This window comes from Aquimarina callyspongiae (assembly GCF_034322225.1).
Lineage (GTDB): Bacteria > Bacteroidota > Bacteroidia > Flavobacteriales > Flavobacteriaceae > Aquimarina.
Genome location: NZ_JAXLPA010000002.1, coordinates 1,011,601 through 1,035,686, shown reverse-complemented (window position 1 = coordinate 1,035,686; position 24,086 = coordinate 1,011,601). Strand labels below are relative to the sequence as shown.

The 24,086-nt window shown below is 31.8% G+C and carries 24 protein-coding genes; 10 read left to right on the top strand and 14 right to left on the bottom strand.

The features are described 5' to 3' along the window. Positions 1-21: 21 nt before the first annotated feature. The 4 genes from U0D62_RS11690 (at position 22) to U0D62_RS11675 (ending at position 6,313) form a co-directional block, all read left to right on the top strand. Positions 22-1,155, top strand: a complete 1,134-nt coding sequence (locus U0D62_RS11690) for a DegT/DnrJ/EryC1/StrS family aminotransferase (RefSeq protein WP_322287470.1) — start codon at positions 22-24, stop codon at positions 1,153-1,155. Next, entirely contained in the window at positions 1,152-3,080 is a 1,929-nt protein-coding gene (locus U0D62_RS11685; RefSeq protein WP_322287469.1) for a polysaccharide biosynthesis protein, read from the top strand. The genes U0D62_RS11690 and U0D62_RS11685 overlap by 4 nt, the downstream gene beginning before the upstream one ends. 81 nt (positions 3,081-3,161) lie before the next feature. Further along, entirely contained in the window at positions 3,162-3,953 is a 792-nt protein-coding gene (locus U0D62_RS11680; RefSeq protein ID WP_322287468.1) for a polysaccharide biosynthesis/export family protein, read from the top strand. A gap of 5 nt (positions 3,954-3,958) precedes the next feature. Further along, on the top strand, positions 3,959-6,313 hold the full coding sequence (locus tag U0D62_RS11675) for a GumC family protein (protein ID WP_322287467.1): 2,355 nt from the start codon (positions 3,959-3,961) through the stop codon (positions 6,311-6,313). On the opposite strand, the gene U0D62_RS11670 is transcribed toward U0D62_RS11675, so the two are convergent. The 5 genes from U0D62_RS11670 to U0D62_RS11650 form a co-directional block, all read right to left on the bottom strand. Beyond that, positions 6,310-7,038: a tyrosine-protein phosphatase gene (locus U0D62_RS11670; RefSeq protein ID WP_322287466.1), complete on the bottom strand. Its 729-nt coding sequence runs from the start codon at positions 7,036-7,038 to the stop codon at positions 6,310-6,312. The two genes, U0D62_RS11675 and U0D62_RS11670, sit on opposite strands and share 4 nt — an antisense overlap. A gap of 159 nt (positions 7,039-7,197) precedes the next feature. Next, positions 7,198-7,932 carry a head GIN domain-containing protein gene (locus U0D62_RS11665; RefSeq protein ID WP_322287465.1) on the bottom strand — a complete coding sequence of 245 codons (735 nt, stop codon included), beginning with the start codon at positions 7,930-7,932 and terminating at the stop codon, positions 7,198-7,200. Positions 7,933-7,955: 23 nt separating this feature from the next. Continuing rightward, entirely contained in the window at positions 7,956-9,047 is a 1,092-nt protein-coding gene (locus U0D62_RS11660; protein ID WP_322287464.1) for a DUF4097 family beta strand repeat-containing protein, read from the bottom strand. Next, positions 9,028-9,588: a hypothetical protein gene (locus U0D62_RS11655; protein WP_322287463.1), complete on the bottom strand. Its 561-nt coding sequence runs from the start codon at positions 9,586-9,588 to the stop codon at positions 9,028-9,030. Before U0D62_RS11655 ends, U0D62_RS11660 begins: the two co-directional genes overlap by 20 nt. 3 nt (positions 9,589-9,591) lie before the next feature. Further along, on the bottom strand, positions 9,592-10,140 hold the full coding sequence (locus tag U0D62_RS11650; protein ID WP_322287462.1) for an RNA polymerase sigma factor: 549 nt from the start codon (positions 10,138-10,140) through the stop codon (positions 9,592-9,594). A 219-nt stretch (positions 10,141-10,359) separates the two neighbouring features. On the opposite strand from U0D62_RS11650, the gene lon reads away from it, so the two are divergent. Further along, complete coding sequence (lon, locus tag U0D62_RS11645; protein WP_322287461.1) at positions 10,360-12,810, top strand: endopeptidase La; 2,451 nt, start codon at positions 10,360-10,362, stop codon at positions 12,808-12,810. 73 nt (positions 12,811-12,883) lie between these two features. On the opposite strand, the gene mreB is transcribed toward lon, so the two are convergent. Beyond that, complete coding sequence (mreB, locus tag U0D62_RS11640) at positions 12,884-13,924, bottom strand: rod shape-determining protein (RefSeq protein WP_322287460.1); 1,041 nt, start codon at positions 13,922-13,924, stop codon at positions 12,884-12,886. Positions 13,925-14,270: 346 nt separating this feature from the next. On the opposite strand from mreB, the gene porQ reads away from it, so the two are divergent. Both porQ and cmk read left to right on the top strand, forming a co-directional pair. Then, positions 14,271-15,290 (top strand): type IX secretion system protein PorQ, encoded by a 1,020-nt coding sequence (gene porQ / locus U0D62_RS11635; RefSeq protein WP_322287459.1) that lies wholly within the window; start codon positions 14,271-14,273, stop codon positions 15,288-15,290. Next, positions 15,291-16,004 (top strand): (d)CMP kinase, encoded by a 714-nt coding sequence (gene cmk / locus U0D62_RS11630; protein ID WP_322287458.1) that lies wholly within the window; start codon positions 15,291-15,293, stop codon positions 16,002-16,004. It begins immediately after the preceding gene. A 5-nt stretch (positions 16,005-16,009) separates the two neighbouring features. Here the strand turns inward: cmk and U0D62_RS11625 are convergent, their stop codons facing one another. Then, on the bottom strand, positions 16,010-16,366 hold the full coding sequence (locus U0D62_RS11625; RefSeq protein ID WP_322287457.1) for a hypothetical protein: 357 nt from the start codon (positions 16,364-16,366) through the stop codon (positions 16,010-16,012). A gap of 522 nt (positions 16,367-16,888) precedes the next feature. Next, positions 16,889-17,266, bottom strand: coding sequence for a LysM peptidoglycan-binding domain-containing protein (locus U0D62_RS11620; protein WP_322287456.1), 378 nt, complete (start codon positions 17,264-17,266; stop codon positions 16,889-16,891). A 170-nt stretch (positions 17,267-17,436) separates the two neighbouring features. On the opposite strand from U0D62_RS11620, the gene U0D62_RS11615 reads away from it, so the two are divergent. From U0D62_RS11615 to U0D62_RS11605, 3 genes are read left to right on the top strand one after another with little or no spacing between them, the layout of a single operon-like run. After that, positions 17,437-18,225, top strand: a complete 789-nt coding sequence (locus U0D62_RS11615) for a tRNA pseudouridine synthase A (RefSeq protein ID WP_322287455.1) — start codon at positions 17,437-17,439, stop codon at positions 18,223-18,225. Between the two features lie 4 nt (positions 18,226-18,229). Then, a complete protein-coding gene (locus tag U0D62_RS11610; RefSeq protein ID WP_322287454.1) occupies positions 18,230-18,880 on the top strand; it encodes an MOSC domain-containing protein in 651 nt (216 codons plus the stop codon). Then, the gene (locus U0D62_RS11605) at positions 18,881-20,011 is read left to right on the top strand and encodes a flavin-containing monooxygenase (protein WP_322287453.1); all 1,131 of its coding nucleotides are present in this window, start codon (positions 18,881-18,883) and stop codon (positions 20,009-20,011) included. A 160-nt stretch (positions 20,012-20,171) separates the two neighbouring features. Here U0D62_RS11605 and U0D62_RS11600 read toward each other — a convergent pair whose 3' ends face one another. From U0D62_RS11600 to U0D62_RS11575, 6 genes are all read right to left on the bottom strand, one after another. Continuing rightward, positions 20,172-20,540 carry a nuclear transport factor 2 family protein gene (locus U0D62_RS11600; RefSeq protein WP_322287452.1) on the bottom strand — a complete coding sequence of 123 codons (369 nt, stop codon included), beginning with the start codon at positions 20,538-20,540 and terminating at the stop codon, positions 20,172-20,174. 10 nt (positions 20,541-20,550) lie between these two features. Continuing rightward, complete coding sequence (locus tag U0D62_RS11595) at positions 20,551-21,294, bottom strand: SDR family NAD(P)-dependent oxidoreductase (protein ID WP_322287451.1); 744 nt, start codon at positions 21,292-21,294, stop codon at positions 20,551-20,553. After that, positions 21,291-21,485: a tautomerase family protein gene (locus U0D62_RS11590; RefSeq protein ID WP_322287450.1), complete on the bottom strand. Its 195-nt coding sequence runs from the start codon at positions 21,483-21,485 to the stop codon at positions 21,291-21,293. Before U0D62_RS11590 ends, U0D62_RS11595 begins: the two co-directional genes overlap by 4 nt. 119 nt (positions 21,486-21,604) lie before the next feature. After that, the gene (locus tag U0D62_RS11585; RefSeq protein ID WP_322287449.1) at positions 21,605-22,168 is read right to left on the bottom strand and encodes a Crp/Fnr family transcriptional regulator; all 564 of its coding nucleotides are present in this window, start codon (positions 22,166-22,168) and stop codon (positions 21,605-21,607) included. Positions 22,169-22,321: 153 nt separating this feature from the next. After that, positions 22,322-23,425, bottom strand: a complete 1,104-nt coding sequence (locus U0D62_RS11580) for a S53 family peptidase (protein ID WP_322287448.1) — start codon at positions 23,423-23,425, stop codon at positions 22,322-22,324. A gap of 245 nt (positions 23,426-23,670) precedes the next feature. After that, positions 23,671-24,072, bottom strand: a complete 402-nt coding sequence (locus U0D62_RS11575) for a DUF3592 domain-containing protein (protein ID WP_322287447.1) — start codon at positions 24,070-24,072, stop codon at positions 23,671-23,673. Between the last annotated feature and the right edge of the window lie 14 nt (positions 24,073-24,086).

The window sequence follows — 24,086 nt, the reverse complement described above, 5'->3', positions numbered from 1 at the left end:
TTCATTATTAATGGGGAGATTATGAATATAATTGATTCGAAAAGAATATGGCTTTCTTCACCGCACATGGGAGGAACCGAACAAGATTTTGTTAAAGAAGCATTTGACACAAACTGGGTCGCGCCATTGGGTCCTAATGTTGATGGGTTCGAGAGAGATCTTGAAACATATCTTGATGAAGGCGTTAACGTAGCAGCACTTAGTTCTGGAACTGGAGCACTTCATTTAGGATTGCAACTATTAGGTGTCTCCAATGGGGATGAAGTTTTGTGCCAAAGTATGACATTTGCTGCTTCTGCCAATCCAATAGTATATTTGGGAGCTAAACCTGTTTTTATAGATAGCGAACGAAGCACATGGAACATTTGTCCGGAGCAGTTAGAAATTGCTATTAAAGATAGAATTAGTAAAGGAAAGAAGGTAAAAGCAATCATAGCTGTGCATTTATATGGAATGCCGTATAATGTAGAAGCAGTACATAATATTGCTGCAAAATATAGAATTCCTGTATTAGAAGATAGTGCAGAAGCTTTAGGGAGTTCATATCACGGAGTAAAATGTGGTACTTTTGGAGATATAGCAATCTTATCATTTAACGGAAACAAGATTATCACAACTTCGGGTGGTGGAGCATTGGTTTCTAAAAACAAACAACATAAAGATAAAGCAATATTTCTAGCTACTCAAGCTAGAGATAATGCACCACATTATGAGCATTCTGAAATTGGATACAATTACAGAATGAGTAATATTATAGCGGGTATAGGAAGAGGGCAGATGCAAGTATTGGATACCCATGTAAATAGAAGAAAGAATAATTATAATTTTTACAAGAAACATATTGGAGATTCTTCTGAAGTTAAGTTTCTAGAAGAACCATTAGGATTTTATTCTAACCGATGGTTGACTTGTATAGAAACAAGTTCTTTTGAACTAAGAGAAGAAATAAGGCATTTATTAGCTCAAGAAAACATAGAATCAAGACCTTTATGGAAACCCATGCATCAGCAAGCTGTTTTTTCAGATTGTGATGCCTACCTCAATGGAATTTCTGATGACCTATTTGATCGAGGACTTTGCTTACCCAGCGGATCCAATCTCGAAGAAGAAGATTTATATAGAATTGTATCGGTAATTAAAAAAGTATTGAGATGATAAAAAATTTCTTAATCAATAATTCACATAAACATGCCTCTAAGTGGTTAGTGCTATCTATTGATATAGCAATTACGATGCTTAATTTCTTTATAGCGTATGTTATTAGATTCGGTATCACACTTGATTTTGATACTACGAATATGTTGTTTCAAATGCCAGTGATGGTAGTGCTTGCAGCAATTAGTTTTCTACTTGTTGGTTCTTATAAAGGAGTAGTTAGACATACGGGTATGAGAGATGCCTATAATCTATTTTTATCAGTTACAGTTCTAATTGCTTTAAGTGGAGGGTTAATGGTTTTTAGTAGATTATCATTAATACCAGAATTATTAAACATTCCTGTCTCAATTATATGTGTTCATTATCTATTGAACATCATTACTTTGACTACTAGTAGATTAGTGTTTAAATATTGTTATTACTATATAAAATCAAAATTAGGAGAGAATTCACGAATTATGATCTATGGAGCAGGAGACTCAGGTCTTATTACACTTGCTGCTATCACTAATGATTCTCAGAGATCTATTACTGTTGTTGGTTTTGTAGATGATAACCCACAAAAAGTAGGTAAAACAATTAATGGGATAAATGTTTATAGTTCTAATTCTGTGAGCGGGAACTTTATTTCTAAGCACAATATCAACGAGATTATTGTGTCTATACCACATATTAATAAAAAACGATTATCTGAAATCTCTGATGAATTATTAAAGTTACCAGTTAAAGTAAAAATAATTCCTGCAGTTAATGATTGGATAGATGGTAAATTAAAAGTTTCTCAAATAAAACAAATTCAGATTGAAGATTTACTTGATAGAGCTCCTATTTGTATGGAGAATGAAAATATTAAGAATGAACTTCATGATAAAATAATACTTATTACAGGAGCTGCCGGTTCTATCGGTAGCGAGATTGTAAGACAAGCTTCGTATTATAGTTATAAACATTTGGTTTTAGTTGATCAGGCAGAATCACCGTTATACGATCTACAGCAAGAACTTTTAAGTAAAGGAGTGTCTAATTTTACTCCAATTGTTGCAGATATTAGAGATCATCAAAGGGTTGAAACAATATTTGAGAAATTTAAACCAAATATGGTGTTTCACGCAGCAGCATATAAGCATGTTCCTCTTATGGAGAATAACCCTTGTGAAGCCATTAAGATTAATGTATTAGGAACACGTAAGCTTGCAGATTTATCTATAGAATATGATGTAGACAAGTTTGTTTTTGTCTCAACGGATAAGGCTGTAAACCCTACCAATGTGATGGGAGCAACCAAAAGAGTTGCAGAAATGTATATCAAATGCTTGCATAAAAGAAGCAATACAAAATTTATCACTACTCGATTTGGTAATGTGCTAGGATCAAATGGATCTGTAATACCTTTATTCAAGAAACAAATAGAAAAAGGAGGACCGTTAACAGTTACTCACGAGAGTGTTACTCGTTTCTTTATGACCATTCCAGAAGCTTCTCAGTTAGTTATTGAGGCTGGAACAATGGGTAATGGAGGAGAGATCTTTATTTTTGATATGGGAGAATCTGTTAAGATTTTTGATCTTGCTAAGAAAATGATACGTTTATCAGGGTTAAATTATCCAGATGATATTGATATTGAAATAACGGGATTACGACCTGGAGAGAAATTATATGAAGAACTTCTTGCGGATACAGAAAATACCTTACCAACATATCATAAGAAGATAATGATTAGTAAGTTTGATGATGCTGATTGCCCAAGAGTAAGAGATAAAATTGAAGATTTGTGTATTATGAATTTATTTAATCAGGATGATCTTATCGTTGGTAAATTAAAAGAAATAGTACCAGAATATATATCCAATAATTCTACTTTTGAAAGTATCGACAAGGAAAATAAAGAAAAGGAGCAAAAAAGACAAAAGACACTAGTATAATAATACTTTGTAAACTCTTGTCTAAAAAAATAATATTATATTTTTGTGACTTATTTGAAATATTTTAAAGCATTTATACCTATGCAATCCTATAAACCGTTACTTTTTCTTATAATTTCAGTTCTTGTTTTTTCTTGTAAAGCACCTGCTGATGTAGTGTACTTTCAGAATTCTAAAGATTTAGAACAAATTCCATCCAAAAATTCATTTACTCCAGTTTTTAAAGTAGATGATGTAATAAGTATTCTAGTTTCGGCATCAGATATGGATGCAGCACGTCCTTTTAATTTAATGCAAGGATCTTCGATTACAGCTGGTATTTCTGGAGAGAATGCAGCATCTTCTGGCGCAGGTACTGCAGAACCTACTTATCTGATTGATGAACAGGGAAATATAGATTTTCCCGTTTTAGGAAAATTAAAACTTGCTGGTTTAACAAGGGTTCAGGTAAAAGAAATGATAAAAGAAAAATTAAAAATTTATATTAAAGATCCTATAGTAAGTATTAGACTTAAGAATTTTAAGATTACTGTAATGGGAGAAGTAAATACTCCAGGATCTTTTACAATACCTAATGAAAGAATTACCATTATTGAAGCTTTGGGATTAGCAGGAGATATGACTATTAGAGGAAAAAGACAAAATGTAATGATAATTAGAGAAAATGATGGGGTAAATACATATCACAGAATAGATCTTACTTCTAAAACAATTTTTGATTCACCAGCTTATTATCTTGCACAAAATGACGTACTTTATGTAGAACCCAATGAATCACAGGTTAGAAGCTCTAGAACTAATAATAATGTTTTTGGGATCATTCTTAGTATAGTTGGGGTTACTTTAAGTGCTTTAGCACTGATTCTAAGATAATATTTATGATTAGCGATAATAATCAAACTAAAGATAATTTTTTACCACCTTCAACGGGATCTGGCTTCAATTTAAGAGATCAGATTATCAAATATCTAAGAAAATGGTATTGGTTTGTACTTAGTGTAGTGGTGTTTGGTGTATTAGCATATATGTATGTTAGATATACCATTCCTAAGTATAATGTTTCAGGGACTATTATGATTTCACAAGATGAAAGTATAAGTGAGTCTGAACTTTCTGCGTTTAAAGATTTGGGGCTTTTGGATAATACCCAAAATAAAATCGAGAATGAAATACAAATTCTAAAATCCAGAACCTTAATTACTAATGTGGTTAATAATCTGAATCTGAATGTTAGATATTTTTCTGAAGGCAGGTTGTTAGAAATAGAAAACTATCCTAAATCACTTGTTGAAATTAATTTTTTATCACCTGATTCTATTGTAGATACAAAAGATAAAATCTTTAGAGTACTAATAAATTCGGGAACTTCTTTTTCATTTGTAGATGAGAAAAAACAAAAAATAAGTGATCATTCTTTTGGAAAAACTATTAATACCAGCATTGGAGATATTGTTATAACTCCAAGTGTAGAAGATTTAGAATCTAATGTAGGAAAGGTCATAAAAATCAAAATCAGCCCTGTAAAATTTATAGCAGAGAGGTATCGAAGCAGAATATCAATTTCTACGGCAGGTAAGAATTCTTCTATTTTACGAATTTCTCTTAATGATGCAGTTAAAGAAAAGGCAAAAGATATCATTAATGACCTTGTAAAAGAATATAATAAAGCAGCGGTAGAAGATAAAAAGCAAACGTCTGCAAGAACAGCTGATTTTATAAATGATCGTTTGGATCTTATATCTGGGGATCTTTCAGAAGTAGATGATGAAGCCGCAGGTTATAAATCAAAATTCGGACTAACTAATGATGTGGCTGCGCAAACACAAAGAGTTGCAGATATAGATTCTAGAAATATCCAGGAGATTTCGAGATATTCTACGCAATTAAGTTTGATCGAATCTATGCGTAATTTTGTACTAAGTCAAGAAGGAAGAAATGATCCAATACCTTCTAATTTAGGTTTTGATGACCCAAATATCTCTAATACAGTAGCTCGATATAATGGGTTGATTTTTCAACGTAAACGACTTTTAAAAACATCTAGTGAGCAAAATCCAGTTGTTGTTAATATCGATGAACAATTAGATGGATTAAGACAAGTGCTGATAGGAAGTTTGAATAGTGTAAAAAGCACTATTAATATTAGATTAAATAGCTTAAGAACACAGGATAAATACTTTAGTGGTAAATTATATAATGCACCTATACGTCAAAAAGATTTAAGAGTTATAGAGCGAGAACAGACTATTAAAGAACAATTATATCTATATCTATTACAGAAAAGAGAAGAAGCCGAAATCACAAGTCATATAACACTTTCTAACGCAAGAGTGATTGATAGAGCTACTACCATAGGATCCTTTCCTGTTTCTCCTAATAAGAAGATGATCTATTTTGGAGCAGTGTTTTTAGGATTACTTCTTCCGTTTTCTATTATCTACTTAGGAGAATTGTTTAATGTTAAAGTAAATTCAAAAGAAGATTTAGAAAAAGTACTTTCTATGCCTATATTAGGATCTATACCTAAAACCAAATCTAAGAAAAGTACTATTGTTATTTCTCGTAACAGTAGATCAGGTATTGCAGAAGCGTTTAGAATTCTTAGAACTAACTTAGATTTCTTAATGGCTGGGATAAATAAAAATACAGGTAAAGTTGTATTTGTAACTTCTACAGTTTCTGGAGAAGGTAAAACATTAATATCTTCTAATTTGGCAAAAACCTTAGCAGTTTCTGGTAAAAAAGTTGCCTATGTAGGAACAGATTTTAGAGATCCTAAATTTCATAAGTTTCTGGAGCTTCCTAATGGTAAGGATACTATAGGATTCACAAATTATATTATGAATACAGATCTTGAACCAAAAGATGTGATTTATAAACAAGAAGGAGATGATCCAATATATATATTACCTTCAGGAGTTATTCCTCCTAATCCAGCAGAGTTATTGATGCAGGATAAGGTGAAGGATATGTTTAAGTATCTGGAGAAAAATTTTGATTATATTGTAGTAGATACAGCTCCTGTTAGTTTGGTTACAGATACTTTACTTATTGCTGAATTAGCAGATTTAAGTATCTATATAGTTAGAGAAAACTATTCTGATAAGAGAGTTCTACAAGTTCCTGAAAACTTTTATAGAGATCGTCGTTTGCCAAATATGGCTGTACTATTGAATGCAGCAGGTAATAGTACCGGTTATAACTATGGGTATGGTTATGGGAATAAAAGTTAGAGGAATTTTGAGTTCCTTTCCATTATAGGAATTATCTTTTTTGCATATTTTGGAAAGAATCCTTTTTCTAATAATTCTAACTGACTGTAATTATGAACATCAGTTCCACAAAAATCAATAGCACCTTTTGATAAAAGGTACATGGAGATATCTTGAACTTTCTCACCATAGAACCCAGAAAGAGACAATAAATTAAGTTGAAATAAGATTCCAGCTTCTTTAAGTTCTTCATATTTTTTTAAATCGTTATGATAAAAAGAATATCGTTCCGGATGAGCAAGAATAGGAGTATACCCAGTTAGTTTTATTTCAAATAAAATTTCTTTCAGATTAATAGGAGGGTTAAATGTAGACATCTCTACCAAAATATAATTATCATACAAAGGGATAATATCTTTGTTTTTAAGTAGTGTATAAAACAAATCATCCATCATATATTCTGCACTTACCGAAAAATCAATATCTGTCACATTAAGTGTCTTAAGAACACTTTGCATTTCCAGATGCTTTTTTCTTATAATTTCAGAACTATTTGGCCAAACCTCTTGCATCACATGAGGTGTTGTGATTATTTTTTTAAACCCAAGCTCTTTAAATCTTTCGATGATGTAGGTTGATTGATATATAGTTTTTACACCATCGTCAATACCTGGAATCAAATGTGAGTGGATATCTACATAATCATCTGGAACGATTTGAAAAAACGGAATTTCTTTTTTGGGCAAAAACAACAATACAATTACAATTTGAAATGAACGATACTATGCGTTTATAACGTATAGTATACTAAATAATTTGTAAAAATAGAGATTATTATAATTAAAAACTGCTTAAGAGCATATTACTCTTAAGCAGCTTTTAATTATTGAAGTATGGATATTGGATTATTTTTTAGTAATATCCCCTGATCCGCTTACACTTTTATCTTCTTTTTCCGGATTACCACGGTAATAAATATCACCAGAACCAGATACTCGTGCTTTTAAGGAATAAGTAGCAGTAACTTCTACATCTCCAGAACCAGCTACAGCCGCAGTTACACTTTTAGCTTTCAAATCAAATGCTTGAAGGTCACCTGATCCAGATACTTTACCCTGAAAGTTTTCTGAAGAACCACTAAGAACAAGATCTCCACTTCCTGAAACCTGACCCCAAGTATTTTGTGCATCTACCACTAAGGTTACATCACCAGAACCAGAAACCCCAGTTTTAAAATCAGAAGCTTTAATAGTATCTGTACTATAAATATCTCCAGAACCTGATAAAGTTACTGCAGAAACATCCTTAAAAGGTACAGTTATCACTAATTTTTTCCCTCTAGAAGGTTTTAAGTAATACCCTTTTTTTACGTAGATCTTTAAAGCATCACCTTCAACTTCTGTCATAATATATTCAATAAGGTTATTTTCTCCTTCGATCATAATATTACCTTCTGTTCCAGATATCAAGGATACATCAAGACTACCTTTTACTTTGATTTCATCATAGTCAGAAATATTTCTGTTTTTGGTAACCATGTTACCATCTCCTTGTATTTTTTTCCCATTTCCCCACCATTGTGCTTGTAATGAAGTAATACTGCATACGGCGAGACATAAAATAATTGCTACTGTTCTCATAATTGATTGAATGATTTTTGTTATTAGTTTTTTCTTAATTTGATTCCTCCGTAACTGGAGTATATATTGATAGTATTACCACTATTTTGTTGTCCGTTATAACCTTCATATTCTTTTCTAGAATCTTTTTTAGACTTTTTCTGTACCGTAATACTGTCATCTAAACTGATTCCTCCATATGAAGTTTTAATAATAAAATCGAAATTATAACCAGATTCATATCCCATATCTACACTGGTATAATCAGTTTTTATTGTAACATTTTTTGTAGAGGACTTTAAGCTTTTTACACGTATTGATCCATAGTCCGAAACGATACTCAATCCGCGTGATACATTACCAATTTTTGTATCTAAGTAATCTCCATTTCCTGTCATTTCGCCAACATTATCAACTTTTATTCCGCCATAATCACAATTGTAATCCAGGTTTTTAACCGAATTTATTTTGGATTGCGTATAATCTGCGTTAAGATCTAAGTCTAAAGATTCACCTAATTCAAAATCAGAATAATCAGCGTTGATTTTACCGCTTTTCATATACTTTATTGTACTATTATTGGTATAATCAATATTAATACTATTGTCAGAATTCAATAATTCTCCTATAATTATTTGTCCATAGTCACAATTAATTCTAGCAGCACCTTCTATTTTGTCTAAGGTAATACTTCCGTAGTCGTTATTCAAATCTACACGATTAGTTACAGGAACTTTTACAGTATAGTTGATTTTAAGATTTAAGTTATTGCTCCATCCGCTGGTAAACTTATCCCACCAGGATTTGTTATTTTTATTAAATGTAGTTCGAGCGCTAACCATTTGAGAAGTAGATTCAAATTCTACATCGATACTCTCAAGTTTTTTGATTACTTTTTCTTCGTCATTTCCACTAACTTTAATGCTAATTTCCATTACGACTCTATTTTCATTCCAAGAGGTAATATCAAGATTTCCGTAATCATTACTTATTTTAAGTAGTGCATCTCTATCAACAGAGAATTCTTTATTTAAGGTCTTCTCTTTGGTGTATTTGCCTTTTAGTTTCCCATTGTTGGCAACAACCATCGCTGGGAGGAGGAGAAGTATAATTAGGTTAAAGTATAGAGTTTTCATTTCCAGATAATTTTAAATTGTTAATGTCATTTATTTTTTGGAGTACATCCTCCAACAAATTAGCACGTTTTTGAAAGTTCTTGATCATAGCACTGATTACGCGTTTATCATTCCCGCTACGTACAAGATCTTTTTTCAACGTTTCGTAGTCAGATTCTAATTTCTCCAGTTGGCTCATAGCATCATTAACTAAAGCTGATGTTTGGGTAGATGAGGCTTTATCAATTTCTTCTAATTGAATTTGAATCGCAGAGGTGAAAAAACTTTGAGTTTCTTGCATCTGTGGCGAAACGCTTGCCAAATCTGCTTCATTTTTATCATCAAACATAAAGGTCATAGAAGCGATTCCAAACAATATTGTTATAGAAGCAGCAATTGCAAATACTTTATACCAATTTTGTTTTTCAGGTTTTAACTGTACAACTTTATTTTGTTGAGCAAGTTTTTCTAAAAACTTAGTTTGATGATCTGGAGAAGGTTCAAAAGTGTCTAATTGATCCTTCATACGATCGAATAAATTTTCTATTTCGTCTTTATTCATAATTCAAGCATATTGTAATTTCTTTCGTAAACTTTCTTTTGCGCGCGAAACAAGTGTACGACAATTCGAATATGATATATTCATAATTTGACAGATCTCTTCATAATCATACCCTTCAATTAAGTGTAACGATAATGCAGTGCTATAACTGTCTTTTAGTTCATTTAGTTTATTTAATACAGTATTAACTTTTACCTTAGTTAAATCCTCTTCTGCAACTCCATCAGTATCAGTAAGTGCATATTCTACAGTTTCTAGCGATACTTCTCGATGGGCATCATTTTTTCTTGAGGCTGTAAGACTCGAGTTAATAACAATCCTCTTTAACCAAGCACCAAACATTCTGTCATCTTCCAGCATTTGTAATTTGGTGAAAGCAGTCAAAAACGCTTCTTGCATAATATCTTCTGCTTCTGCAGCATCTTTTATAATTCTAAGAGCTGTATTAAACATTGCTTTGTAATAGCGATTGTAAATCTCAAGTTGCGCATTCTGATCTTGCTTGCGACACATGGCTATTAGCTGCTCTGTATTTTGTTGGGTTAGTGACAAAAAAATCGATTTACTTTTACATAAAGATATAGATACATATAGTTTGTTACAGTTTTTTAAATTTTTTTTTATGGTTTATGGCATAACAATTGAAATATACTTATCAGAAGTATTATAAATACCTTATTTTACAGGCATTAAATACTATTTGAACCAGTTTGAACAAATTTTAAAAAAATGTTATTAGGTCTTATGACAAAATGACTTTGATATACACATATGGCTAAAACCAAATTTACAACACTTGACAGTTTGTCATTCCAAGGAATTGATGAGGATGCAGAATTAATCCCTTTAATGACTCCTGAGGATGAAGAAGAGATTAATAAAGAAGATTTACCCGATATATTACCAATTTTACCATTACGGAACACTGTTTTGTTTCCTGGAGTTGTTATACCTATAACAGCTGGTCGAGATAAGTCTATTAATCTTTTGAATGAAGCTAATAACGGAAATAAAACGATTGGAGTAGTTTCTCAAATTGAAGAAGATGTAGAAAATCCTTCTGCAAAAGATATTAATAAGGTTGGGGTGGTAGCTCGTATTCTTCGTGTATTAAAAATGCCAGATGGAAATACTACTGTGATTTTACAAGGAAAGAAAAGGTTTAGTATTGATGGAATAGTTGAAGAAAACCCTTATCTGAAGGCTAAAGTAATTGAAGTTCCAGAGGCAAGGCCAGCCAAAGAGAATAAAGAATTTAGTGCTATAATAGATTCTATTAAAGATCTTGCTTTAGAAATTATTAAAGAAAGTCCTAATATTCCTTCTGAAGCATCATTTGCTATTAAAAATATAGAGAGTAATTCTTTTTTAATCAATTTTGTCTCTTCTAATCTTAACCTTCCTGTAGAAGAAAAACAAAAACTGCTAGAGATTAATGATTTAAAAGAACGTGCTTTGGCAACACTCAAGTATATGAATCTTGAGTTTCAAAAACTCGAACTTAGAAACGATATTCAGAATAAGGTTCAGAGTGATATGAGCCAACAACAAAGAGAATACTTTTTGCATCAACAGATGAAGACGATACAAGAAGAGCTTGGTGGAGTATCTCATGAAGATGAAATTGAAGAAATGCGTTTGCGTAGCAAGAAAAAGCAGTGGGATAAAAATGTTAAGAAGCATTTTGATAAAGAACTGGCTAAGATGCAACGTATGAATCCTCAGGTGGCTGAGTATTCAATACAACGCAATTACCTGGATTTATTCCTGGATTTACCTTGGAATGAATACAGTAAAGATAAATTTGATCTTAAACGCGCAAAAAAGATACTAGATAAGGATCATTATGGTCTTGATGAAGTAAAACGCCGTATTATTGAATACTTGGCAGTACTCAAGCTTCGTAATGATATGAAATCTCCTATACTTTGTCTTTACGGACCTCCAGGTGTTGGTAAAACATCATTAGGAAAATCTGTTGCAGAGGCTTTAGGTAGAGAATATGTGAGAATCTCATTAGGAGGTTTACGTGATGAAGCAGAGATACGAGGACATAGAAAAACATATATCGGAGCAATGCCAGGAAGGATTATTCAAAGCCTTAAGAAAGCTGGAACGAGTAACCCTGTATTTGTATTGGATGAGATTGATAAATTATCAGTAGGAAACCAGGGAGATCCATCATCTGCCTTATTAGAAGTTTTGGATCCTGAGCAAAACTCAGAATTCCATGATAATTTCCTTGAAATGGGATTTGATTTGTCCAAAGTGATGTTTATCGCTACTTCAAATAGTTTAGGTACAATACAACCAGCACTACGTGACCGTATGGAGATTATTAACGTAACGGGGTATACTATTGAAGAAAAGGTAGAAATTGCAAAACAACATCTATTACCTAAACAATTGGTAGAACATGGGATGAATAGTTCACATCTTAAAATTGCAAAACCACAGTTAGAAAAGATAATAGAGGGATATACCAGAGAATCAGGAGTAAGAGGTCTTGAAAAACAGATTGCTAAAATGGTTCGATTTGCTGCTAAAAATATAGCAATGGAGGAGGAGTATAATATCAAAAGTACAAATGAGGATATTATAGAAGTATTAGGAGCTCCTAAATTAGAACGTGATAAATATGAAAATAATGATGTTGCCGGAGTAGTTACAGGATTAGCCTGGACAAGTGTTGGTGGTGATATATTATTTATAGAATCAATTCTTTCTAAAGGAAAAGGTAGTTTGACAATTACAGGTAATCTTGGTAAGGTGATGAAAGAATCTGCTACTATCGCAATGGAGTTTATTAAAGCGAATGCTGATAAGTTAGGGATTGATTCAGATATTTTTGACAAGTATAATGTCCATATTCATGTTCCTGAAGGTGCTACACCTAAAGATGGTCCTAGTGCAGGAATTACCATGTTAACATCTTTGGTTTCATTGTTTACACAGCGTAAAGTAAAGAAAAGTATTGCAATGACAGGTGAGATTACTTTAAGAGGTAAGGTTTTACCAGTAGGAGGTATAAAAGAAAAAATACTAGCAGCCAAAAGAGCTAGAATAAAAGAAATATTACTTTGTGAGGATAATAAACGAGATATTGATGAGATAAATCAAGATTACCTTAAGGGCTTAACGTTTCACTATGTAAAGGATATGACCCAAGTGTTAGATTTGGCACTTACAAATAGCAAGGTAAAGAATGCTAAGAAATTATAAGAAACCATTCTATAATACTAAAAAAGCCAATCGATATCGATTGGCTTTTTTTATGTATACCCGTAGTAGACAATTATACCAATGGTTTTTTTACTAAAACCTGATTGTATTGGTTGATGTTTTTAAGAACAATCTCGCTACCTTTTACCACTGCTTCGAGAGGATATTCTCCTTTATGTACTGGTAATTCTGTAGTTCTTGATAAACGATCATCAAGACCACGTAGCATAGATCCACCTCCAGTAAGATAAATACCAGAATTATAAATATCAGCAGAGATTTCTGGTGGTACTTCTGATAAAGTCTCGATGATGCTGTTTTCTATATGAGCAATTGACTTATCTAAGCTTTTAGCAACTTCTCTATAGTTTATTCGTACTTGTTTCGGTTTACCCGTTAACATATCTCTCCCTTCAATTTGTATGGATTTTGGTGTTGTTTCCAATTTATTTACGGCAGAACCAATATTAATCTTTATTTTTTCTGCCATAGATTCTCCGATATGTAGATCGTGTTTATCACGTATGTGGCTGATTATATTTTCATTAAAAACATTGCCGGCAATTTTTACAGATTGACCACTTATGATTTTTCCAAGAGAAATTACAGCGACTTCTGTGGTACCTCCACCTATATCGACAATCAAATTTCCTTTAGGTTCTAATACATCTATACCACTGCCAATTGCAGCAGCTATTGGTTCGTGAATCAAAAAAACCTTTTTTGCTTTCAATCGTTTTGCAGATTCTTTTACAGCTCTCATTTCTACTTCGGTACTCCCGCAAGGAATAGAGATGATCATATTATATGATGTAGAAAATGAAAAAGGATGCAGGGTAGATAATTTCTTGATAAAAGTATTAAGCATTTTTTCTGCTGCATCAAAATTGGCAATAACTCCATCTTTAAAAGGATAAAGTGTTTTTATATTGTTATGTATTTTACCACGCATCATATTGGCTTCTTTACCAACAGCGATTATTTTTCCAGAGATTCTATTCATAGCAATAATTGAAGGAGTATTAATTGCTATTTTTCCGTTATGAGTGATAAGAGTGTTTGATGTACCTAGATCTATTGCAATTTTTTCAGTTAAAAAATCGAAAAAGCCCATAGTTATTGTGTTAAGTTAATTATTGATTTGTGTTATAAGTTGGTTTATTAATAATATATAATATTATCAATATTGGGGCACTAATATTGTATAACTCAAATAAGATTCAAATATTGTTTCTTGTATTTTAGTATATTGATAATCAGTGTTTTAGTTATTATCTGCATTTGATGTTAATGGCATGGTGTATATTTTGATGATATTTGTATTCTACTATACAATGTTTCAATAATTAAAAGGTAATAAATGACTTTAACAGGGTAAGTTTTTTCTTTTCTATGTATGACTGTAAAATTTTTTACCGTAACTATCGTTTTCCAGATAGTTTCTTTTATTTTTGCTGCTAATGATTCGCAATTATTTATTTCTAGTATTATTTTTTATAACAATAAGTTCCTTTGCACAGATAGGAGGTAGGTATACGTATCAGTTTCTGAATCTGGTTTCTTCACCTAGACAAGCGGCTCTTGGAGGTAAGTATGTAACAGGTTACAATACAGACCCTACATCAGCAATGCTTAATCCAGCTTCTATAAATAAAGAAATGGATCGACAACTAGCTGTAAATTATGTAAACTATATAGCTGATGTTAATTATGGATCAGTCGCTTATGTAAGATCATTTGGTGAAAAGGAAAGAGTATTTCACGCAGGAATTACATATATTAATTATGGTAGTTTTGATGGTTTTGATGAGTTTGGTAATGAGACAGAGGATTTTAGTGCAGGAGAGGTAGCTGTTTCTGTAGGATATGCTTATAATATTCCTAATTCTGATATCCATGTTGGAGCAAATGCTAAATTTATTTCTTCTAAATTAGAAGAGTTTACTTCTATAGGTGGTGCTTTGGATTTAGGACTGATTTATCATAATCCGGAAACCAAATTTGATTTTGGACTTGTAGTTCGCAACTTGGGGACTCAATTCACTACGTATGCTGATACTAGAGAAGATTTACCATTATCGGTAGATGCCGGAATAGGTCAAACACTTAGTGGTGTTCCTGTTCGTTGGAATCTTACATTAGAGAATTTACACGTATGGGATATAGCTTTTAGAAATCCAGCAAGAGATTTAACAGATCTTGAAGGAAATGTAGAGGCAGATGACCCTAGCTTTTTTAATAATGCGTTAAGACATGTTGTATTAGGTTTAGAATTATTTCCTGAAAAAGGATTCAATATTAGATTAGGATATAATTTTAGAAGATCTGAAGAGTTACGTATTGTTGATCAACGATCATTTGCTGGGTTGAGTGGTGGATTTGCGTTAAAGCTTGGAAAATTTAAATTTGCATATTCTTATGCTAGGTACAATTCTGCAGCAGCAACCAGTACTTTTGGTATTAATGTTAATCTTCAATAATTGAGCACTAAAAAAATTATTATCGCGATAGATGGGCATTCTTCAACAGGAAAAAGCACCGTTGCCAGGCAATTAGCCAAAGCTTTGGGGTATATCTATGTAGATACAGGAGCTATGTATCGAGCAGTGACTTTATATGCGATGAGAAAATCTTTTATTACTGAATCTAATTTTGATCAACAATCAATAGAAAATGTTCTTAAAGAGATTAATATCCGATTTGAAGTGAGTTCTAAAACGGGTCTTGCTGAAGTTGTTCTTAACGGTGAAAATATAGAGCGCGAAGTTAGAACACTTGCTGTTTCAAGACAAGTAAGTAAAATTGCTGCCATATCCAAAGTTAGAAGAAAACTTGTTGAACAGCAACAAGAGATGGGTAAGGACAAAGGAATTGTCATGGATGGTAGAGATATAGGAACTGTCGTTTTTCCAGAAGCAGAATTAAAATTGTTTATGACCGCTACAGCAAAAGATCGGGCAGAACGTAGGTTTATCGAACTCAAGGATAGAGGAGAAGATGTTACCTATGAAGATGTACTTAAAAATGTAGTGAATCGTGACCACATAGATAGCACAAGAAAAGACTCTCCGCTCCGTAAAGCAGAAGATGCTATAAAGATAGATAACTCAAATCTTACCCTTGATGAACAATTTGATCAGATATTAAATCTGGCAAAAAATACAATAGAAAGAACTCTAGAAAAATATAACTAAAAGAGTTATAGATCGGTTATATCAGTTTTTGGTGATTTAACACTACTTTTTGATTGTTTGAATTGATAGAAAGTGACTTTGTCTTTTGTCCATTCAATTAACTCTCTATATTCTTTGTCTTTATCGTTTTGAATTTTTAAAATACGATTTAGACTCATTATATTCCCATCAACTTTACGAAACCTTAGAATAGAAGTGTCCTTTATTTCATAAAAAGGAATTTGTCCTGTAACCTGGTACTGTTTTCCATTATTTAAAACAATAATATCCTTATATTCATAAATTATCTGAACCTTGGATAGACATTGTCCATATTGTTTGATCGAAAAAAGTATTAAAACCAATAAAGTAATTTTCCTCATAACTCCCCAATTTTATGTTTTAACTATTATTAAGTTAAGTGAAAACCGTAACATAAACAAAATTCTCGACGGTTTTAGCCCGTATTTATTATAAAATACAAGTATAGTTGATTGATTTGCAGGTTTTTACATGTATAAATACCATTGAAGACATCAATTTAATGGTATTTTTGATTTGTTAAGAGGCAACCCAAAAATATAAGATTTAGTTATTAAACCGATATATTTATTGAATTTTTTTTTAAATCAATAACTCAAAGGCATCGTTTTTTATGAGAAGATTGATTTGAGAGAACACTAAGCTTATCATGAATAAGCTTATAATTAATGATAATCGTGTTTTCATTATTAGTGATTTTCATAATTTAATATAGGTAAGAGATACTGTCTAGATAAAATCTCAAATTAGAATTGCTTTGGGATTAATGAAGATTAGAGAACTAAGAAAAAAATAAGGCAAAGTTTATATATAATAAAAGACTGCTTAATGCAGTCTTCTATGTATTATCGTGAATTAATATTTTACAAATTTGGGATCACAAGTTCCTGATCGGGGTGAATAAGATCTGGATTTTTAAGAATATTGGTATTAGCTTCAAATATTGCTTTGTACTTCATAGCATCACCATAATAATGCTTTGCAATTTTACTTAGTGATTCTCCGCTTTGTACCACATGTCTGTGATAAACAGAAGTATCAGCTACATTAATATCAGCCACAATATCTGAAGGAGATTCTCCTCCTATTTCTTTAATCTTATCCCAAAGTTGATTCTTTTCATACTGCGTACCAGCAGTACCTTTTATTTTTAGAGTTCCGTTATCTTCAGATACATCACCGTCTTGAATATTTAGTTTTTGTCCCAGATCAAGAACTTCTTGATATTTAGCTTTTACCATAACTAAGTTGATTTTAAATTATTAATTAGATTTAGAACTTGAGATAAGTTCCTTCTCAAATATAGCAAATAATAGAATGATTTTAATATAATTTTTAGATTAAAAAACGATGAAATATCGTTGAAATGCATAAATTATCTATATTCGGTTATTGATAAAACTAGCACTATATGTTTCGAAAACGATTCTATTATATTATAGAACTTCAATACCTGGGTTTCAGGTATCATGGATGGCAAAAACAACCTCAGGTAAATACATTACAAAGAATGGTAGAACGTACGATAACGTATGTTTTAGAACATAAAGATTTTAAAGTATTGGCTTCTGGGCGTACAGATGCCAAAGTATCTGCCAACCAAGCTTATGTTGAACTATTTGTAGACCATCAGCCATTAGAATTAAAAGACTTCTTTTTATTGTTTAATAAAAACCTACCACAAGATATAAAAGCGTTAAGTATAAAGGAGACTAATGAAGATTTTAATATAATCCAGTCTCCTAAGATCAAAGAGTATTTATATCTCTTTTCTTTTGGAAATAAAAACCATCCTTTTTGCGCTCCTTTTATGTATAATATTTTAGAGCCTATTAATATTTCTGCCATGCAAGAAGCAGCGGGTTTATTTGAAGGAAAACACAATTTTAGATCTTATTGTCATCGTCCGTCAGAAAAAACAGTGTTAGAAGGTGAAATTATCAATTGTGAGATAGAAAAAAATGATGTGTATACTGCCAGTTTTTTCCCGGAAGAGAGTTATCTTTTACGAGTAAAAGGAGAAGGGTTTAAAAGAAACCAAATACGATTGATAATGGGGGTTTTATTAGATTTAGGTAAGGGAAAGATAGATTTGGATTTTATAAAGAAAACATTGGATCCAGATGCTGAAGAAATAAGACTCGAGCATATTGTACCAGGCTCCGGATTAATATTAAATGCTATAGAATTTAAAAATTAAATAAATGAAAGTTATTTCTACCAATATTGGAGAACCAAAAGTTATTTCCTGGAGAGGAACTGATGTAAAAACAGGTATTTATAAATATCCTGTAGATAAAGGAATATTTTTGGGGTTAGAAGATGTCAAAGATGATCATGTGGTCGACAGAAAGGTACACGGAGGTGTTGATAAGGCATGTTATTTATATTCACTTGATCATTATCCTTATTGGAAAGAAAAATATCCAGATCTGGAATGGAATTATGGGATGTTTGGTGAAAATATAACTATTCAAGGATTAGATGAGAGTACAATTAAAATAGGAGCAATCTATACTTTAGGAAAAGCTGTAGTTCAAGTTTCACAACCCAGACAGCCTTGTTTTAAATTAGGAATTCGTTTTGGAACCCAATCAATACTTAAAGAATTTATAGGTTCTTTATTTCCAGGAGTATATCTTAGAATAATAACTCCTGGAGAAGTAAAACCAGGAGATTTGATGGTACTAAAAAAAGCACATAATGATGGAATAACGATACAAGAGATGTATAAATTATTTTATCATGAAGTAGAATCCGAAAGTTTAATAACTAAAGCGATTAATGATCCATTCATAAAAGTTAGTCACAAAACCAGAGTATTAAACAGGTTTGGAAGTTCTTTTTCAAAATAAATGGATATAAAGAATGTCAAAAATCTGATTATAGGAGCAGGCCCCGCAGGTCTGGCAGTAGCTGGTCGTTTTAGGAAAAGTAATATTTCGTTTGAAATAGTAGAACAAACAGATAAGATTGCCTGGAGTTGGCATAATCATTATGATAGATTATTGTTACATACAGTTAAAGAGCTATCATATTTACCACATTTAGAGTTTCCGAAGGAATACCCTAGATATGTTCCTAAAGACAGTCTGACGGCTTATTATGAGAGCTATGCAAAACATTTTAAAATTCAGCCACATTTTAATACAAAAGTTCAGAGTATTTATAAAGAAGGAGATCAATGGAAAGTCATTACAAATGATCAAAATTTCTTTGCCAAAAATGTTATCATAGCTACAGGAGTGAATAGAGTACCTTTTTCTCCGGTTTGGAAAAACCAAGATACTTATAAAGGAGTTGTGGTACATAGCCGGAATTATAAAAATGCGAGCCCTTTTAAAGCGCAAAAAGTTTTAGTGGTGGGAATGGGCAATACCGGTGCTGAGTTAGCGCTTGATCTTAGTGAGTCTGGTACAGATGTAACTATATCTGTAAGAAGTCCATTGTTGATTGTTCCCAGAGATATAAATGGAAACCCCGTACAAATTACTGCCAAGAAATTAGAGAAGTTACCTTTTGGATTAGGAAGATGGATAGGTCAGAAAGTTCGAAACATAGTTATCGGAGATCTCTCAAAATATGGAGTTTCTATTTCAAAAGAAGATCCAATAGATCATTTAAAACAAACTGGTAAAACTCCTGTAATAGATTTGGGAACTGTGCAAGCTATAAAGGAAGGAAAGATTAAAGTGATTGGTGATATAGTTTCTTTTTATGAAAAAGGAGTGGTATTAGATCAAGCAATACACAAAGAATTCGATAAGGTTATTTTGGCAACTGGATATAGAGCTATTATAGAAGAGTTTATAGATAATACTGAAGGATTGTTAGATTCTTATGGAGTACCAAAAGATGTAGTAGGTAAAGGGCAACATCAAGGTTTGTATTTTATCGGCTTTGATAATTATAAATTAGGAGGAATATTGGGAACCATTGTGGCAGATTCTAAAACAATATTAGATGAGATTATTAAAAGTAAATAGGAACTTTATTTTATGCTTTAAATTTGATCATTTTGATTTTGATTAAAATCCTTTCAACTTTTTAAGAATATAATTAACGTTTCTCTTCTGATTTAATGTTCTTTATAATAACAATGAGGACTAAAAATATCTTTTAACCCTCATTGTTATTAAAACTTAGTTATTCGACGTGAGTAAATAATTTATTTACAATTTTCCATTCATTATTGATTTTAGCTAATGATAGATAATCATAATAATTATATCCTAGCATAGGGAGATGTAATTTTGCTGACGCAATTTTGCCTATAACATCTATACCAATAATACTCATTTTTAAGGTTTCACCTTGCTCTTTAGGGCTCTGTCTATTTTTTACTCCTTCAAGGTATTCTTTTACACTTTTAGAATATTCATCACCTTTTATATCTCCATAAATATCTACGTTTTTATAAAAACAGTTTTCAAGCTTGAGGGTATCTCCATAGAAAATACCTTTGAAATAATTTTCTACTAATTTTTCGATTTCTATAACACTCTTTTTGTACATAATTGTCTTTTTAAGCAGTGTGTCCTACAGTATGACCACCAGCTACATTAATAGTTTCACCCGTTATAAAATCTGCTGTAGCCAGATAATATGCTGCCTCTGCAATTTCGTTTGCTTCTCCAATTCTATTTAATAAATGTAATCCAGCAAGGCTATCGGCGTTTTCAATTCCAATTTTCTCTTGCAATGGACTTCTTATTATTCCTGGAGCAATTGTATTAATTTTTATATTGTTTTTACCAAACTCGGCAGCTAATTGCCTAGTCAGTGTATGAATTGCTCCTTTGCTTACCAGCGGAGCTGTTGCCGGGAATCCATCTATTGCATGTTCTACAAGAACTGTCCCGATATTTATAATAGAACCGCTTTGCTGCTTTATCATTTGAGGAATAACTGATTGAGAAGTAAAGTAAGTTCCTTTGAGATTTACGTTCCAGTAAAGATCTAAATCTTCTTCTTTAACATCTAGAAAAGGTTTTGGAGAAAATATTCCTGCATTATTAATTAATACATCTACGACACCAAATTTTTCTATTGCCAGATGTACTAATCTTTGTCCAGTTTTTTGTTTACTGATATCTCCTGCGTGATATATAACATTTGATGGAGAACCAAATTCTTCATAAGTGTTTTTTAGTTTTTCTTCATTAGAAGAATTCATAATAACATTGCTATCTCTTTCTATAAAGTATTTTGCTATTTCTTTGCCAATACCTGTAGATGCACCTGTAATGATTACTGTTTTGTTTTTCATTTCTTAGTTCCTAAATATTGTTTTCCGTTTACTCCCCAATTTTCAATTGGTATTTCTTCGATAACCACATGAGTGGTTTCTGGATTTTTGTTGAGAATATCAACAACTAATTGTGTTGCCCCTTGTATTAATAGGCGTTTTTGATCTTTTGTTACTTGTTCATCAGTAACTTTAATATTAATGTATGGCATATTTATATTGAATTAATTACAATACAAAGTTGCTACTAAAGGGTAGAATATATAGAGGAGGAATGTCACTTCTTTGAAGTGATGTATATCACATAAATGAAGAAGTATAAAAACCGAAATTATGAATTTAACCTACTAAGTGTTTCTCTGGAAACCCCTAAATATGAGGCAATCATTTTCTTAGGGACACGTTGAAAAAGCTTTGGATATTGTTCCAGAAGTAACTCATATCGCTCTTTGGTAGAGTTTTGTAAAAGAGAGAGGATTCTATTTTGAAGCGCAATTCGACCAATCTTACTTTTTTTTGCCCAAAAACGCTCCATTTTATGCATTTTAGCAGATAGCTGTTCTCTATTGTCGTAAGTAATAAATAGTAACTCACTATCTTCAATACAATCTATAGATGTTTTTGACTTGGTTTTTTTAACGAAAGATTCATAATCAGTAATCCACCAATTTTCCATCCCAAACTGAAGAATATGTTCTTTATCATTATCATCTGTAAAATAACTTTTTAAACAACCTTTTATTACCCAATATTCTTTATCAACAATTTCTCCTTGTTGAACTATGTATTGATGTTTACGTTTTTTGATGGGTTCAAAATGACTTAAAACAAAATCGAATTCTTTATCAGTAAGGGTAACTATTTCTTCAATGTGTTGTCTAAGAGGATGGATCATTTTAATTATTTACAGAGCACTTTTTTGTGTCATCAAAGATAATTAATACCACTGAATAAAATACATCTTGATTCTTTCCTTACCAATAAAGTAAGGAAAGAGGTTCATCCGGTTTAATCGATAACTAACTATTTTAAAGGAATAAAATATTAGTTATAGAGTTTGTAATGCTTTTAATAACTTTTGGCCATTAGGAATTCCTAAACCAGTACAGGCATCCCATCCAGCTTGGGCAACATATCCATTACCTGCTTGATTTTGACCTGCCGGTGGAATGTTACAACCGTTGGTAATACTTTTAAAAGCTCCTGATGAAGAATCAAGAGAATATATTGTATCATGAATATCACCAACACGAGTTTTTAATTGACTATTAATGCGTACTATCATTGAAGCCATAGTTGGGGTGGCAGCACTAGTACCTTTATCATTATTTAAACCTTGTGCAAATGCTGCTATATCAGGAACACCTCTCCCATGTGTTGTAACTCCGTTTACAGGAAATGAAGTAGGATTTATTGATTTCTGATATGATGGTACATCATAAATTGTACTAACTCCACCTCCAGAACCCCACCAACTTCTAGAATTTTGTTTTCCTGGATAGTTCCACCATACTTGTTCTTCATTTATAGGCGTACTCCCACAAGTAGTAGGAGAAGCAGGATCTTCTGTTGGAATAAACGTACCACCAACTGCTAGTGCATTTGGGTGTCCAGCAGGAAATACAACGCTATCTACAAATTGCCCTGATCCTGCACCTGAATCACCAGAGGCAAAACATGTAGTTACATCATTCGAAGCTGCATACACTAATGCTTTATCGATGTCTTCTACAAGGTTTTTATCATGAATCCCAAAACTGGATGTAGTTACTGAACAACCATCTACTACCGCTTGATGAATAATTGTATGTACAGTTTCAGGAGTTGCCATGTAAATAATAATTGTTGCTTTAGGACAAAAATTACTCACTATTGATACATCCATATTAAGCTCTCCACCATTAGCTTTAATATGTGTTTGGCCACCTTCAAACTTTAATTGATAATTAGGAATCGGTAACCCACTATTTTTTAAGGATTTTTTGATGTCCTCAAGATCTAAATTTATACCACCTGGTGGTTGCCATGCTAAAATACCAATAGTAACGTCTTCTCCTTGATTATCAGGAAATGAGTAGTGGCTTGCAACTTCGTCAAACGTAAATGTTTTAACAGGTGTAGTAGGAGGTAAGCTATTTGTTATTGTTTTCATGGTTTTAAGAGTTTATTAATCATGACTTATGGATATGTAATGCTAATATAAAATCCCAATACAATTTTCTAAACCTATTTTGAAAACATAGCTTAGAAAGGTAATCAGGTAAAACACCTAAAATTAAAAAGTAACTTTAAAATGTTGTATAGGTATATGTACCTGATTATTCAAAAGTGAATTCCTTTCTTAAAATAATTTTATCTTTTTAATCCCTAAAATGGATAAGATACCTTGAAAATTTTTCAAGACTTGCTTCTAAATTTTTGAGCTTTTAAAATGTTCTTTGCAGAAAATATAATACCCAAAGCGATTAAAATATATAATCCATATTGCGAAATAAATTTGCCCGATTCTGTTTTTGCAATGGCTGGATTGTTTTTGTCATAATGTACACTGATCGTTTCTCCTTCAGATTTAAAACTTCCTAAAAATGGTATTCTAAATAGTTCTATATAAGTGCTAATGACCTCTTTGTTTTCTGTTTGAAACTCTACCGTTGCTATTTCTCGTGTTTTCCTTCCAGAACGCTTTACTTCAATTTCTTTTATCAGGCCTTCTGTCTTTACCCATTCTGTGGTATCTTGTGATAATAAGATGCACGGTAATAATAGTAGTATTGATACAATGATTTTACTATTTATCATCTTGTTTAATTTTA